Source organism: Streptomyces sp. NPDC093071, from assembly GCF_044754545.1.
GTDB lineage: Bacteria > Actinomycetota > Actinomycetes > Streptomycetales > Streptomycetaceae > Streptomyces.
In genome coordinates this window covers 119,897-133,629 of record NZ_JBIVPH010000009.1, presented here as the reverse complement: position 1 = coordinate 133,629, position 13,733 = coordinate 119,897, and the positions used below count along the sequence as shown (strand labels likewise).

Below are 13,733 nucleotides of genomic sequence, written 5' to 3'. Positions count from 1 at the left end.
GGCTCGGTGCTCCGCCGGGGCACGGCCTGCGGCAGGATGGACGCCACCTGGTCCGTACGTCGTGCGGCGTACGTACTGAAGACAACCGCTGGAGACGCCCGGTGAGTTCCCCAGATCCACAGGTTCGCGGAACGCGAAACCACTCGACCCGGTCCACCGCGCGCGGGCCCGTCGTCGCGGTCACCGGCGCCGCGTCCGGCGTCGGCGACCTGCTGACCAGGCGCCTCGCCGCCTCCGACGAGGTCAAGCGGGTCGTCGCCATCGACGAGCGCCGGGGCGAGGTCCCCGAGGCCCAGTGGCACGTCCTCGACGTGCGCGACCCGGCCATCGCGGAGAAGCTGCGCGGCGCCGACGTCGTCGTGCACCTCGCCGTCGACCTCGACCTGGAGACCGACCCCGCGGCCCGGACGGCCTACAACGTGCGCGGCACGCAGACCGTCCTGACCGCCGCCGCCGCCGCCGGCGTCCACCGGGTGGTGCTCTGCACCTCCGCGATGGTCTACGGCGCCCTGCCCGACAACGACGTCCCGCTCTCCGAGGACGCCGAGCTGAAGGCCACGGCGGAGGCCACCGGCGTCGGCGACATGCTGGAGATCGAGCGCCTGGGCCGCCGGGCGCCCCGCGCGCACCCCGGCCTCCACGTCACCGTGGTCCGCCCGGCCGTCCTCGTCGGCGGTACGGACACGGCGCTGACCCGCTACTTCGAGTCGCCCCGGCTGCTCGTCGTCGCCGGCTCCCGCCCCACCTGGCAGTTCTGCCACGTCGAGGACCTGGTGAGCGCCCTGGAGTACGCGGCCCTGGAGAAGGTCGACGGGGAGTTCGCGGTCGGCTGCGAGGGCTGGCTGGAGCAGGAGGAGGTCGAGGAGCTGTCCGGGATCCGGCGCATGGAGCTGCCCTCCGCCGTCGCCCTCGGCACGGCGGCCCGCCTCCACCGGATCGGCCTCACCCCGTCCCCGGCGGGCGACCTCGCGTACACCATGCACCCCTGGGTGGTGAGCGTCGGACGCCTGCACGACGCCGGCTGGCGGCCGAAGTGGACGAACGAGGAGGTCCTCGCCGCGCTCCTGGAGGAGGTCGAGGGCCGCCACACGGTCGCCGGCCGCCGCCTGGGCCGCAAGGACGCGACGGCGGCCGGGGCGGCCGGCGCGACGGTGGCCCTGCTCGGCACGGCGGCGCTCGTCCGGCAGATGCGGAAGCGGCGCGGGATCTGACCCGCGCCCGGGAGGGGGCCTTCCGGCGGACTGTAGGACCCTCCTACGGAGGGTCCCGAGCGCCGGTCGAAACCGCTCTTCCGGGTTGTCGGCGGCGTACGGCACGATGGGCTCATGGCACTGACGTTTGACCACCCCGGCGAGCAGGCCTCGGCCGACCCCATCAAGCTCCTCGCGATCCGGGAGACCCCGCTCTCCGTCGACGAGGTCTTCCGGGCCGTCGGGGACGACGCCTCCGGCGGCACCACCCTCTTCGTCGGCACCGTGCGCAACCACGACGGCGGCGCGGACGTCGACGCGCTGGGCTACTCCTGCCACCCCACGGCCGAGGCGGAGCTGCGCCGGGTCGCCGAGAAGGTCGTCGCGAACCACCCGGTCCGCGCCCTGGCCGCCGTCCACCGCGTCGGCGACCTGAAGGTCGGCGACATCGCGGTCGTCGTGGCCGTCTCCTGCCCCCACCGGGCCGAGGCCTTCGAGGCCTGCCGCAAGCTGATCGACGACCTCAAGCACGAAGTACCCATTTGGAAGCACCAGACCTTCTCGGACGGAACCGAGGAATGGGTGGGTGCCTGCTAGGGGCGCCCGGGAAGCAAGGCGACGCGCCGACGGGGCGTAGCCGAACGCCCGATTTGCGTAACCGACCCCCGCACGCGAGCGTTGACGACACGGATGAAACAGTCTGCTGATCAACTCACTGGGGATGGGAGGTCGGGATGGCAGCGCTGGCCTGGTTGCTGATTCCGCTTTTCGCAGTCGTCGGCGCGGCGATATGGGGAAGCTGGGCTTCGAGGAACAAGACCATAGGCGACGTGGCCGAGCTCGCCGGCTACGCCCGCTTCCGGGACGCGATGGAACGCGCCCACCCCGCGCCCTCCGAGGCCGCGCACCCCGCGTTCCCCGAATCCGCCCGCCCCGAGCGCGAACCGGCCGCGGCCGCCACCGCCGTCACCCCCTCCTCCTCCGGCTGACGCGGGCCGCCCCGTACGGACCCGCCCCGGGGGTGCACCCACAGGCGAGTCCCGTACTGTCGTTCCATGCCACGCCGCACCGCGACGATGCTCGCCTCCACCCTGGTCCTGATCTGCCTGCTCATCGCGGGCGTTCTGATCCCGGTGCCGTACGCGGAGATGAGCCCCGGACCGACGGTCAACACCCTCGGTGACGCCCGCGGGGAGCCCGTCCTGCAGATCTCCGGACGCAAGACGTACCCGACCGACGGCCACCTCAACATGACGACGGTCCGCGTCACCGGCGCGGACTACCGGATGAACGCCGTCGAGGCCGTCTACGGGTGGCTCGCCCACGACAACGTGGTGGTGCCGCACGACACGCTCTACCCGGACGGCAAGACCGAGGAGCAGTCGAGCCAGGAGAACGCCGAGGAGTTCAGCCAGTCCCAGGAGAGCGCCAAGGTGGCCGCCCTCAAGGGGCTGGGCATCCCGGTGGTCTCCCGGGTCGTCGTCGCCACGGTCGTCAAGGGCGCCCCGGCCGAGGGCAAGCTGCACGCCGGTGACGTCATCAAGGCCGTCGACGGCGTGGCGATCACCGAGCAGAGCGGCGTCGCCGCGCAGGTGGTCAAGCGGAAGCCCGGCCAGAAGGTCGAGTTCACGATCGTCCCCGCCAAGGAGGCGGCCGCCGCCGAGAAGGCGGGCAAGGAGCCGACCGCGACCCGCGAGGTGGTCATCACGACCACCACCTCCGAGGAGGGCGACCGGGCCGTCGTCGGCATCCAGGCCGGCACCGACCACGTCTTCCCGTTCACGATCGACATCAAGCTCGCCGACGTCGGCGGCCCCAGCGCCGGGCTGATGTTCGCGCTCGGCATCATCGACAAGCTGACCCCGGACAGCCTCACGGGTGGCCGGTTCATCGCCGGCACCGGCACCATCGACGACAAGGGCGAGGTCGGCCCGATCGGCGGCATCGAGATGAAGCTGGTCGGCGCGCGCAACGCGGGCGCCGAGTACTTCCTCACCCCGGCCGACAACTGCGCCGCGGCCGCCTCCGACATCCCCGACGGCCTCACCCTCGTCAAGGTGGACACCATCGACGACGCCACGAAGTCCCTGGAGAAGCTCCGCAAGGGCGACACGGCGTCCCTCCCGAGCTGCACGAAGGGCTGAGAAGCGGGAGTCGGCCCGCGCGGACACGAAAAGGGCGGCACCCCGGCCGGGGCGCCGCCCTTCCCGTACGGACGGGTCCTCAGCCCTCGAAGGTGGCCGCGAGCGCCTCGGCGAGCCCCGGCACCAGGTCCGGGCCCGTCAGCACCTCGGTCGCCGAGTCCTTCTCGCGCAGCCGGATCGCCGCCTCGCGCGCCCCGCTCCGCAGCACCGCCACGGTCATCCGCACCTCCTGGCGGTCCGGGTGCCCGGCCACCCACTTGGCGAGCTGCTTCTCGCCCAGCCCCTGCGGCACCTGGGCCTCCGCCGACGGGGGCAGCATGAGCCGCTCCACCGTCATGGCGCAGCCGGCGACCGCGTCGGGCCAGGCGATCGTGCCGAGGAACTCGTCGAGGGGCTTCCCGCGCGGCAGCTTGTCCTGCTCGATCGGGGTGTAGGAGGTGGAGTCGTCGCCCAGGCCGAGCTGGGAGGCGAGCTTGGGCTCCTGGGCGCGCAGCCGGGCGGTGTCGACCAGGGCGAACAGGCGGGCGGGCTGGTCCCAGCCGAGGCCCGACGCGTACTCGTCGATCTCGAGCACGGTGCGGGTGAGGGGGCTCGCGGCCATCGCCGGGCCGGAGGGGGAAACGTTGGACATGACCAATATCCTGCCTCCTCTTTCCCCGAAGCCGGGAACTAGGTAAAGCCTCGGTAAGTTGCATCAGTGGGCCCTACGATCGCGGGGCCTGCTTCAGACCCACCCGTACACGTCGACACACCGACACCGAGACGCATCAACATCGAGGGGCGCACGTTGGCTTTCCAGATGCCGGACCGCGGCGGAGGCCCGTCAGGGCCAAGGATGAGAGTCGGCCGGCCGTCCCGGCGGGCCCGTACCCTGCTCATGACACTCGGGGTGCTGGCCGTCCTGGCCATGGCGTTCGTGATGTTCGCCGGGTTCTGGACGGACTGGCTCTGGTACCGCTCGGTCGAGTACTCGTCCGTGTTCACCACCACCCTGTGGACCAAGATCGGCCTCTTCGCGGTCTTCGGCCTCCTGATGGGGCTCGCCGTCGGCTTCAACATCTGGCTGGCGCACCGGCTGCGGCCGCCGCTCAGCGCGATGTCGCTGGAGCAGCAGAGCCTCGACCGGTACCGGATGGGCCTCGCCCCCTTCAAGAAGTGGGTGCTGCTCGCGGTCACGGCCCTGGTGGCCCTGATCGCCGGCGCCTCCGCCTCCGGCCAGTGGCGCACCTGGCTGATGTGGATCAACGGCGTGAAGTTCGGCCAGAAGGACCCGCAGTTCGGGCTCGACGTGTCGTTCTACGCCTTCGACCTGCCCTGGTACCGCTTCCTCCTCGCGTTCGGCTTCGCCGCCGCCGTCCTGTCGCTGATCGCCGCCGCGCTCACGCACTACCTGTACGGCGGGCTGCGGGTCACCAGCCCGGGCGCGCGCGCCACCGCCGCCGCCACGGGCCACCTGTCGGTGCTGCTCGGCGTCTTCGTGTCGCTGAAGGCCGTGGCGTACTGGCTCGACCGGTACGGCCTGGCCGTGAAGTCCAGCGACTTCAAGGCCACCGGCAACTGGACGGGCCTGCGGTACGTCGACGCCAACGCGTACCTGCCGGCGAAGACCATCCTCTTCTGCATCGCCGCGATCTGCGCCGTGCTGTTCTTCGCGACGCTCTGGCGCCGCACCTGGCAGCTGCCGGTGATCGGCTTCGGACTGATGGTGCTGTCCGCGGTCCTGATCGGCGGCCTGTACCCGGCCATCGTGCAGAAGTTCCAGGTCCAGCCGAACGAGCAGGCCAAGGAAGCGCCGTACATCCAGAAGAACATCGACGCGACCCGCGAGGCGTACGCGATCGACGGGACGAAGCCCGAGAACTACTCGGGCAAGTCGACGGTCAAGGACAAGGACAGGCTGCGGACGGACGCCGACACGGCGGCCAGCTACCGCGTCCTCGACCCGAACATCGTCTCGCCCACGTTCCAGCAGCTGGAGCAGAAGCGGAAGTACTACCAGTTCCCGACCACCCTGGACGTGGACCGCTACCAGGGCAAGGACACCGTCATCGGTCTCCGCGAGCTCAACATCCGGGGCATCCCGAAGCGGAACTGGATCAACGACCACTTCACCTACACCCACGGCTACGGCGCCATCATGGCCTCGGGCACGCAGACCGACGCCAACGGCTCCCCGGTCTTCACCGAGTCCGGCCTGCCGACCACCGGCCAGCTCCCGAAGTACGAGCAGCGGATCTACTACGGCGAGAAGACCGACCAGTACTCGATCGTGGGCGGGCCCCAGCGGGAGCTCGACTACGAGGACAACGGCGAGAAGACCACCAGCTACAAGGAGAAGAGCGGCGTCAGCCTCTCCAGCGCCTTCAACCGCGCCGCGTACGCGGTGGCCTTCAGCGAGCCGCAGATCCTCTACTCGGGGGCCATCGGCGACGGCTCGCGGATCCTCTACAACCGCACGCCCAAGCAGCGCGTCGAGGCGGTCGCGCCCTGGCTGACCATCGACGGCGACGCCTACCCGGCGGTCGTCGGCGGCCGGATCCAGTGGATCGTCGACGCGTACACGACGACCAACGGCTACCCGTACGCCTCGCGCACCACGCTCGGCGACACCACGGCCGACTCGCTGACCGTCGGCAACCAGCAGCGCACGGTCGTCGCCCAGCAGAACCAGGTCAACTACATCCGCAACTCGGTGAAGGCCACCGTCGACGCCTACGACGGCACGGTGAAGCTGTACCAGTGGGACACCCAGGACCCGGTCCTCAAGACCTGGATGAAGGCCTTCCCGGACACGGTGAAGCCGAAGTCCGAGATCAAGGGCGACCTCCTGGAGCACCTGCGCTACCCGCAGGACATGTTCAAGGTCCAGCGCGAGCTGCTGACCCGCTACCACGTCACCGACCCGGCCCAGTTCTACAGCGGCTCGGACGCCTGGCAGGTGCCGGACGACCCGACCAACAAGGACGGCAACGCGGTCCCGCCGTACTACCTGAGCATGAAGATGCCCGGGGACACGGCACAGCGCTTCTCGCTGACGACGACGTTCACGCCGAACGGGCGGCCCAACCTGGGTGGCTTCATGGCGGTCGACGCCGACGCCACCAGCAAGGAGTACGGCCGGATGAGACTGCTGCGGGTCACCCAGGACGTGCCGGGCCCGGCCCAGGTGCAGAGCAAGCTCAACGGCCTGCCGTCCGTGGCCCAGTTCGTCCGGGACATGAAGGGCGCCGACTCCGACATCCAGTACGGCAACCTGCTGACCGTGCCGCTCGACGGCGGGTTCCTGTACGTGGAGCCGGTGTACGCCCAGGGACGGAACGCGCTGTATCCGCTCCTGAAGAAGGTCGCGGTGTCGTACGTGGACGCGGACCAGCCCGAGGGTGACACGACCAAGGACACCACGGTGTTCGAGGACAACCTCACCAAGGCGCTCAACGCGGTCTTCGGGGTGGAGGCGCCCACCCAGCCGACGCCGGAACAGCCGACGCCGGAGCAGCCGGGCACCACGCCTCCGCCGCCGGCGTCCAACGACGCCGCGCTGAAGCAGGCGATCGCCGACGCCCAGAAGGCGTACGACGCGGGCGAGGCCGCCCTCCAGAAGGGCGACTGGACCGCGTACGGCAAGGCGCAGGAGGACCTGCAGGCGGCCCTCCAGAAGGCCGCCGAGGCCGGGGCGAAGCTCAAGTCACCGGGAGCAGGCGGCTGACCTGAGGTTTTCCACCTCCGCGTCGTGATACTGTTACGTCACCGACGCGGGGTGGAGCAGCTCGGTAGCTCGCTGGGCTCATAACCCAGAGGTCGCAGGTTCAAATCCTGTCCCCGCTACTCTGTGGCAAACGAGGGCCCGGATCCATAAGGATCCGGGCCCTCGTCGTGTGTCGACGTGCCAGGGGGTACCGAAGAGCGGTAGGGAAGGGGCGAGTTGGCGTGAGTCGTGTTTGACTTGTCTCTCTGTGGGCATGTCGACAAAACGCTGAGTGACCTCACTGGCTGCGGTTTACCAGGTGTGCTCGGGTGGCGGGTGGTGCGACGATGGTATTTATGGGGGACAGGGCAACTCTGTTGGAGACAGGGCGGTTTGTGCAGCGGCATACCAGGAGCGCCGCGGACGAGATCATCGAGGCGGTGGGGGCCGCCGAGACGGTCCTCGGCACCACGGCCGTGGCCGATGCCGACACCGAGAACGAGACCGAGACGGAGGCCCGGCACCGCCGCGCCGCCGAGTACGGGGACCTCGCCTCGATGAGCGCCCTCGGCGCCATGCTGCTGCGCCGCGGCGACCTGGACGGCGCCGAGCCCTACCTGCGCGGCGCCACGGCCGAGGGGGACCGGGCCGCCGCCAACAACCTGGGCGTCCTGCTGCACCAGCGCGGATACGCCGACGAGGCCGCCGGCTGGTGGCGGGTCGCCGCCGTCGCCGGCTCCGCCCCCGCCGCCCACGCGCTCGGCCGCCACCACCGCGAGCGCGGCGACGAGCCCGCCGCCGAGTACTGGCTGCGCCAGGCCGCCGAGCAGGGCCACGCCCTCGGCGCGTACGCCCTCGCCGACCTCCTGGAGCACCGCGGCGACGTCGGCGCCGAGCGCTGGCTGCGCGCCGCCGCCGAGCAGGGCCACCGCGAGGCCGCCTACCGGCTCGCCATGGCCCTGGAGCGGCGCGCCACCGAGACGACCCGCGGCCCGCACGCCACCGGCACCCGCCTCCCGGTCCCCGGCGCCGCCAGGAGCGCCGCGGGGGCGGCCCCCGGCATCCTGCCGGAGGCCCCGGCCGCCGAGCCCGTGGGCGAACTCGCCGAGGCCGAGCAGTGGTTCCGGCAGGCCGCCGCGCGCGGCCACCGGCGGGCCGCCCTCCACCTCGGCGCGATCCTGGAGCAGCGCGGCGAGCTGAAGGAGGCCGGCCGCTGGTACCTCAGCTCCGCCAAGGAGGGCGAGGCCAGGGCCGCCTGCGCGCTCGGCTTCCTGCTCCGCGACGCGGGCGACGAGGAGAGCGCCGCCGTGTGGTGGCTGCGGGCCGCCCAGGACGGCGACGGCAACGCCGCCAACGCCCTGGGGGCCCTGCACGCGGCCCGGGGCGAGCAGCAGACCGCCGAGCGCTGGTACCGGGCCGCCATGGACGCTGGCGACGTCAACGGCGCCTACAACCTCGGGCTGCTCTGCGCCGCCCAGGACCGCATCCCGCAGGCCGAGCAGTGGTACCGGCGGGCCGCCTACGCGGGCCACCGCGAGGCCGCCAACGCGCTCGCCGTGCTGCTCCTCCAGGCCGGCGACGCGAACGGCGCCGAGCCCTGGTTCTCCAAGGCCGCCGAGGCCGGCAGCGTGGACGCCGCCTTCAACCTGGGCATCCTGCACGCCGGGCGCGACGACGACCGCACGGCCCTCGTCTGGTACGAGCGGGCCGCCGCCGCCGGGCACACCGAGGCCGCCCTCCAGGTCGGCATCGCCGCCCTGCGCGACGGCGACGAGCGGACCGCCGAGCGCCACCTGCGCTGCGCGGCGGGCGGCGGCAGCGCCGAGGCCGCCTTCCGGCTCGCCTCGGTGCTCGACGCGCGCCGCCCCGAGCCCGGCCCCGCCGTGCTCGGCGCGCCCCGCGAGGAGAAGAGCGAGTGCGAGGAGTGGTACGAGCGGGCCGCCCGGCAGGGCCACCGGCGCGCCCAGGTGCGGGTCGGGATGCTCGCCGCCGCGCGCGGCGACCTGGCGGAGGCCGACCGCTGGTACCGGGAGGCCGCCGAGGCGGGCAGCCGCAACGGCGCCTTCAACCTGGGGCTGCTGCTCGCCCGCGAGGGCAGCGAGCGCGAGGCCTCGCTCTGGTGGACCCGGGCCGCCCGGGCCGGCCACGGCCGCGCCGCGCTCCGGCTCGCGCTGCTCGCGGCGCGCCGGGGCGAGCTCACCGAGGGGCGCCGCTGGTGCGCCCGCGCGGTGGAGCTGGGTCCGGCCGAGGTCGCCGAGCGGGCGGCGCGGCTGAGCGAGGCGCTGCACCAGGAACTCACGGCGTGACGGCCGGACCGAAGGCGGCGGGCGTCAACGGATTTGCGCGGGTGACGGAGGAGCCGTAGGGTTGGGTTCACCGACGCGGGGTGGAGCAGCTCGGTAGCTCGCTGGGCTCATAACCCAGAGGTCGCAGGTTCAAATCCTGTCCCCGCTACTCAGTAGCAAACGAAGGCCCGGATCCTCTTGGATCCGGGCCTTCGTCGTGCGTGTATCAGTCACATGGAGTCGGGCGCATGGAGAAGCCCCCGCCGCAGCGGGGGCCTTCCTCGCTCTCAGGCCGTCGTGGCGCAGCTCGGGCAGATGCCCCGGTACGTGACCTCGACGTCGGAGATCGTGAAGCCGAAGCGCTCGCTGTCCGGCAGGTCCGCCAGCGGGTCGCCGCCCGGATGCACGTCGCGGATCGCGCCGCAGCGGCCGCAGACCAGGTGCTGGTGCGGACGGTGGGCGTTCGGGTCGTACCGCTTGGCGCGTCCGTCGGTGGCCACCTCGATGACCTCGCCGAGCGTGACCATCTCGCCCAGCGTGTTGTAGACGGTCGCGCGCGAGATCTCGGGCAGTCGCGTCACGGCGCGCGCGTGGACCTCGTCGGCGGTCAGGTGGACGTGGTCCCCGTCGAGCACTTCGGCCACGACGCGTCGCTGCGCGGTCATGCGCCAGCCACGTCCGCGCAGTCGTTCCAACAGGTCGCTCATGGGGGTCAGCCTAACAGTCGGTGACAAGATCGCGAACGAGTGTGACTTTGGAGTGACCTTTGACTTGGACTTTGTCCAAGGTAGGATCGAGCCTTCGGCGGGCGTCCGGAGGTCGCGGTCCAGGCCCTGCGCGGCCCACGGCGGCCCGCCGGGAAGAGAGGGCCGGTTCCCCCGTATCCGTACGGGGGAACCGGCCCTCTCGTGCGTGCTCAGGCGGCGGCGCTGTGCACCGGGATCCAGCAGCGGACGATGTCGCGTACGGAGACGATGCCGACCGGCCCGTGGTCGTCGAGGACGACCAGGTGGCGGAAGCCGCCCCGGGTCATGGCCTCGGCCGCCTCCGCCAGCGTCCAGGTGGGCGCGGCGAAGACGACGTCCCGGGTGGTGTGGGCGTCGGCGGTCTCGTGGTCGGGGTTCCGGTCGGCGCCGACGGCGTCGAGGATGTCGCGCTCGGTGAGGATGCCGATGCCGCCGGAATCCCCGTCCTGGACGACGGCGGCGCCGACGCGGCGCGCCGACATCAGTCGTGCCGCCTGGCGGAGGGTGTGGGCCGGGCCGATGGTGAGGGTCACGGGACTCATGGCGTCGCGGACGAGCATGGAAGGGACCACCTCCGGTTCGAGAACTTTTTCACAAGTTCACAAGTGGGGGGAGTCTCAGAGTGGCACCGGGGGAGGGGGCCGACAAGAGGGCGCGCGAGGCGTCTCCGGGAGCACCCGGGGGCGCCCGGCGCTCCCCGAGGGGCCGTCAGCCCTCCTCGGGCGCCCGCTGGTTCAGGTACGAGAGCAGCTCGCCGTGGAGCAGCCCGTTGGACGCCGCCGCGTTCCCGCTGTGCGGCCCGTGCCGCCCGTCCAGGCCCGTGTACGTGCCGCCGGCCTCCTGGACCACGATCGACACCGCCGCCATGTCCCACAGCGACAGCTCCGGCTCCGCGCAGAGGTCCACGGACCCCTCCGCGACCATCATGTACGGCCAGAAGTCGCCGTACGCCCGCGTCCGCCAGCACGCGCGCGTGAGGTCCAGGAAGCCGTCGAGCCGCCCCTGCTCCTCCCAGCCGCTCAGCGAGGAGTACGCGAACGACGCGTCCGCCAGGGAGGAGACCTTCGAGACCCCGAGCCGGGTCGCCGAGGCCAGACTGCGGCCCGTGTACGCCCCGAGGCCCTTCGCCGCCCACCAGCGGCGGCCGAGCGCCGGGGCCGACACCACGCCCACCACCGGCTGGAAACCGGTCTCCCCGGCCTCCATCAGCGCGATCAGGGTCGCCCAGACCGGCACCCCGCGCACGTAGTTCTTCGTCCCGTCGATCGGGTCGACCACCCAGCGGCGCGGACCCGAGCCCTCCACGCCGTACTCCTCGCCCAGGATCGCGTCGCGCGGCCTGGCCCGCTGGAGCTGACCGCGGATCAGCTCCTCCGCCGCCTTGTCCGCCTCGCTCACCGGAGTCATGTCCGGCTTCGTCTCGACCTTCAGGTCGAGCGCCTGGAAGCGGGCCGTCGTGGCCGCGTCGGCGGCGTCGGCGAGAACGTGGGCGAGACGCAGGTCATCGTGGTAATCGGCCATGGTCGGCACTCTATCCCCGGGTGATCCGGGCCGGACGAACCGTCCGCGACGGCCCCGCGCTCCTTGACAGGGCGGGGGAGCCTGTCGACTCTGTGTACGGGTCCGCGCACGGAGCGTGCCGGACCCCGCACCGACACGTACGGCCCGGGAGGCGCCGATGCCGACTGCCCGCGAGGCCCTGCTCGACGCGGCGCTCGCCGCGCTCGCGCACCGGCCCTGGTCCGCCGTGCGGATGGCCGACCTCGCCGCCGCCGCCCGGGTCTCCCGCCAGACCCTCTACAACGAGTTCGGCAGCAAGGACGGGCTGGCCCGCGCGCTCGTGCGCAGGGAGGCCGACGCCTACCTCCAGGGCGTCCGGACGCTGCTCGCCGACCCCGGGCCGCCCGCCCGGACCCTCGCCGCCCTCGCCGAGTGGATCGTGGCCAGGACCGCCGCCCGGCCGGTCCTGCGGGCCCTGCTCACCGGCGCCTGGGACGCGCGGCTGCCGGCGCCCCGGCCGGCCCGTCCGGGCGCCCGGCCCGCGGCCGTCCCCGCCCAGCGCCGCGCCGACGCCGGGCCGCCCGCGCCCGGGGAGCTGGTGGCGGCCACCGTGGCCTGCGCGGACGAGCGCTGGGCGGCCGGCTGCGAACTCGCCGTCCGGATCGCCCTCAGCCACGTCGTCGCGCCCCCGGTGCCGTACGGAACGCCCCCGGTGCCGTACGGAACGGCCGCGGGGGCGCGGAGGGCGGAGGGTCAGTGCGCGGAGCCGGAGAGCTGGAGCCCGATGACGCCCACGATCACCAGGGTGATCGAGACGATCTTGAGGGTGGAGACCACGTCGCCCAGGAAGACCATGCCGTAGATCGCGGTCCCGGCCGCGCCGATCCCCGTCCACACCGCGTACGCCGGACCCACGTCGAGCTTCCGCAGCGCCAGCGTGAGCAGACCGAAGCTGCCCAGGGCGAAGGAGGCGAAGGCGACCGTCGGCCACAGGCGCGTGAACCCGTGCGAGAGCTTGAGGCAGACCGCGAAACCCGTTTCCAGGAACCCCGCCACCACCACCAGCAGCCACGCCATCGTCAGTGCCTCCCACGCCGTCGGTGACTGCTTCGTCGCACTTGGTGCGATTATGCACTTACCGGTACCGAACGGACGTAAACACGGGCGGCTCAGTCGCCCTCGCGTCGCTCCCGGGTCGAGAGCAGCCGCCGCAGCGACACGAGCCGCGCCGGATCGGCGTGCCCCTCCGCCACGTACGCGTCGAGGGCGCAGTCCTGCTCGTCGTGGCTGCACGCGCGCGGGCAGTTCTCCGTGCCCGGCACGAGGTCGGGGAAGGCGAGGATCACCCGGGACGGGTCGACGTGGTTCAGGCCGAAGGAGCGCACGCCCGGGGTGTCGATCACCCAGCCGCCCTCCTTGTCGTCCAGCGGCAGCGCGAGCGCCGAGGTCGTGGTGTGCCGGCCCCGGCCCGTCACCGCGTTCACCACCCCGGTGGTGCGCCGCCGCTCCGGCGGCACCAGGGCGTTGACCAGGGTCGTCTTCCCGACGCCGGAATGCCCCACGAACGCGGTGGTCCGCCCCTTGAGGTGCTCGCGCACCCGCTCGGCGGCGGCCCCGTCGACGAACTCGTCCCGGGTGGTCACCACGTGCGGCACGCCCAGCGCCCCGTACATCTCCAGGAGCGCGTCCGGCGGCGCCAGGTCCGACTTGGTGAGCACGAGCAGCGGGGAGAGGCCGCCGTCGTACGCGGCGACCAGACAGCGGTCGATCAGCCGGGGCCGCGGCTCGGGGTCGGCGAGGGCGGTGACGATCGCCAGCTGGTCGGCGTTGGCCACCACCACCCGCTCGTACGGGTCGTCGTCGTCGGCCGTGCGCCGGAGCACCGAGGTGCGCTCCCCGATCCGTACGATCCGGGCCAGCGTGTCCCGCTCGCCGGAGAGGTCGCCGACGATCGAGACCCGGTCGCCCACCACGGCGGCCTTGCGGCCCAGCTCGCGCGCCTTCATCGCCGTCACGACCCGGTCGTCGACCAGACAGGTCAGCCGGCCCCGGTCGACGGTGAGGACCATGCCCTCGACGGCGTCCTCGTGCTTCGGCCGGATGCTGGTCCGGGGACGGGTCCCCTTGCGGTTGGGCCGCTGGCGGATGTCGTCCTCGTCGGTGTGCTTGCCGTAGCGCCGCAT

Annotated in this window: 13 protein-coding genes and 2 tRNA genes; 9 read left to right on the top strand and 6 right to left on the bottom strand. The window is 72.5% G+C overall.

Translation table 11 applies throughout. The features are described from left to right. Positions 1-101 precede the first annotated feature (101 nt). From ACIQD7_RS27555 to ACIQD7_RS27540, 4 genes are all read left to right on the top strand, one after another. On the top strand, positions 102-1,211 hold the full coding sequence (locus ACIQD7_RS27555) for an SDR family oxidoreductase (protein WP_053646788.1): 1,110 nt from the start codon (positions 102-104) through the stop codon (positions 1,209-1,211). A gap of 114 nt (positions 1,212-1,325) precedes the next feature. Next, complete coding sequence (locus tag ACIQD7_RS27550; protein WP_121832787.1) at positions 1,326-1,787, top strand: molybdenum cofactor biosynthesis protein MoaE; 462 nt, start codon at positions 1,326-1,328, stop codon at positions 1,785-1,787. Positions 1,788-2,020: 233 nt separating this feature from the next. Beyond that, positions 2,021-2,179, top strand: a complete 159-nt coding sequence (locus ACIQD7_RS27545; protein ID WP_237529045.1) for a hypothetical protein — start codon at positions 2,021-2,023, stop codon at positions 2,177-2,179. 66 nt (positions 2,180-2,245) lie between these two features. Then, positions 2,246-3,334, top strand: a complete 1,089-nt coding sequence (locus tag ACIQD7_RS27540; protein ID WP_402445052.1) for a PDZ domain-containing protein — start codon at positions 2,246-2,248, stop codon at positions 3,332-3,334. Between the two features lie 79 nt (positions 3,335-3,413). Here the strand turns inward: ACIQD7_RS27540 and ACIQD7_RS27535 are convergent, their stop codons facing one another. Continuing rightward, on the bottom strand, positions 3,414-3,965 hold the full coding sequence (locus ACIQD7_RS27535) for a PPA1309 family protein (protein ID WP_121832784.1): 552 nt from the start codon (positions 3,963-3,965) through the stop codon (positions 3,414-3,416). A gap of 168 nt (positions 3,966-4,133) precedes the next feature. Between ACIQD7_RS27535 and ACIQD7_RS27530 the strand changes: the two genes are divergently transcribed. The 4 genes from ACIQD7_RS27530 (at position 4,134) to ACIQD7_RS27515 (ending at position 9,473) form a co-directional block, all read left to right on the top strand. Then, positions 4,134-7,040 carry a UPF0182 family protein gene (locus tag ACIQD7_RS27530; protein ID WP_402445194.1) on the top strand — a complete coding sequence of 969 codons (2,907 nt, stop codon included), beginning with the start codon at positions 4,134-4,136 and terminating at the stop codon, positions 7,038-7,040. A gap of 45 nt (positions 7,041-7,085) precedes the next feature. Next, positions 7,086-7,159 (top strand) — tRNA-Met (locus ACIQD7_RS27525). Positions 7,160-7,366: 207 nt separating this feature from the next. Beyond that, the gene (locus ACIQD7_RS27520) at positions 7,367-9,325 is read left to right on the top strand and encodes a tetratricopeptide repeat protein (protein ID WP_121832782.1); all 1,959 of its coding nucleotides are present in this window, start codon (positions 7,367-7,369) and stop codon (positions 9,323-9,325) included. 74 nt (positions 9,326-9,399) lie between these two features. Beyond that, positions 9,400-9,473: transfer RNA gene (locus tag ACIQD7_RS27515), tRNA-Met, on the top strand. Positions 9,474-9,591: 118 nt separating this feature from the next. On the opposite strand, the gene ACIQD7_RS27510 is transcribed toward ACIQD7_RS27515, so the two are convergent. The 3 genes from ACIQD7_RS27510 to hisN form a co-directional block, all read right to left on the bottom strand. Continuing rightward, positions 9,592-10,011 carry a Fur family transcriptional regulator gene (locus ACIQD7_RS27510; RefSeq protein WP_121832781.1) on the bottom strand — a complete coding sequence of 140 codons (420 nt, stop codon included), beginning with the start codon at positions 10,009-10,011 and terminating at the stop codon, positions 9,592-9,594. A gap of 209 nt (positions 10,012-10,220) precedes the next feature. Then, positions 10,221-10,610 carry a cyclic nucleotide-binding/CBS domain-containing protein gene (locus ACIQD7_RS27505; RefSeq protein ID WP_030207283.1) on the bottom strand — a complete coding sequence of 130 codons (390 nt, stop codon included), beginning with the start codon at positions 10,608-10,610 and terminating at the stop codon, positions 10,221-10,223. A gap of 148 nt (positions 10,611-10,758) precedes the next feature. Next, complete coding sequence (gene hisN, locus ACIQD7_RS27500) at positions 10,759-11,571, bottom strand: histidinol-phosphatase (protein WP_402445049.1); 813 nt, start codon at positions 11,569-11,571, stop codon at positions 10,759-10,761. Between the two features lie 157 nt (positions 11,572-11,728). On the opposite strand from hisN, the gene ACIQD7_RS27495 reads away from it, so the two are divergent. Beyond that, positions 11,729-12,412 (top strand): TetR/AcrR family transcriptional regulator, encoded by a 684-nt coding sequence (locus tag ACIQD7_RS27495; protein ID WP_402445047.1) that lies wholly within the window; start codon positions 11,729-11,731, stop codon positions 12,410-12,412. On the opposite strand, the gene ACIQD7_RS27490 is transcribed toward ACIQD7_RS27495, so the two are convergent. Further along, entirely contained in the window at positions 12,304-12,627 is a 324-nt protein-coding gene (locus ACIQD7_RS27490) for a multidrug efflux SMR transporter (RefSeq protein WP_078968180.1), read from the bottom strand. The two genes, ACIQD7_RS27495 and ACIQD7_RS27490, sit on opposite strands and share 109 nt — an antisense overlap. A gap of 92 nt (positions 12,628-12,719) precedes the next feature. Then, complete coding sequence (gene rsgA / locus ACIQD7_RS27485) at positions 12,720-13,733, bottom strand: ribosome small subunit-dependent GTPase A (protein WP_351971041.1); 1,014 nt, start codon at positions 13,731-13,733, stop codon at positions 12,720-12,722.

Excerpts from the sequence above, each read along its gene's own strand:
- ACIQD7_RS27550 (WP_121832787.1), top strand. The coding sequence starts at position 1,326 with ATGGCACTGACGTTTGACCACCCCGGCGAGCAGGCCTCGGCCGACCCC.
- ACIQD7_RS27540 (WP_402445052.1), top strand. The coding sequence starts at position 2,246 with ATGCCACGCCGCACCGCGACGATGCTCGCCTCCACCCTGGTCCTGATC.
- ACIQD7_RS27535 (WP_121832784.1), bottom strand. The coding sequence starts at position 3,965 with ATGTCCAACGTTTCCCCCTCCGGCCCGGCGATGGCCGCGAGCCCCCTC.
- ACIQD7_RS27530 (WP_402445194.1), top strand. The coding sequence starts at position 4,134 with ATGCCGGACCGCGGCGGAGGCCCGTCAGGGCCAAGGATGAGAGTCGGC.
- ACIQD7_RS27520 (WP_121832782.1), top strand. The coding sequence starts at position 7,367 with ATGGTATTTATGGGGGACAGGGCAACTCTGTTGGAGACAGGGCGGTTT.
- ACIQD7_RS27510 (WP_121832781.1), bottom strand. The coding sequence starts at position 10,011 with ATGAGCGACCTGTTGGAACGACTGCGCGGACGTGGCTGGCGCATGACC.
- ACIQD7_RS27505 (WP_030207283.1), bottom strand. The coding sequence starts at position 10,610 with ATGCTCGTCCGCGACGCCATGAGTCCCGTGACCCTCACCATCGGCCCG.
- hisN (WP_402445049.1), bottom strand. The coding sequence starts at position 11,571 with ATGGCCGATTACCACGATGACCTGCGTCTCGCCCACGTTCTCGCCGAC.
- ACIQD7_RS27495 (WP_402445047.1), top strand. The coding sequence starts at position 11,729 with ATGCCGACTGCCCGCGAGGCCCTGCTCGACGCGGCGCTCGCCGCGCTC.
- ACIQD7_RS27490 (WP_078968180.1), bottom strand. The coding sequence starts at position 12,627 with ATGGCGTGGCTGCTGGTGGTGGTGGCGGGGTTCCTGGAAACGGGTTTC.
- rsgA (WP_351971041.1), bottom strand. The coding sequence starts at position 13,733 with ATGCGGCGCTACGGCAAGCACACCGACGAGGACGACATCCGCCAGCGG.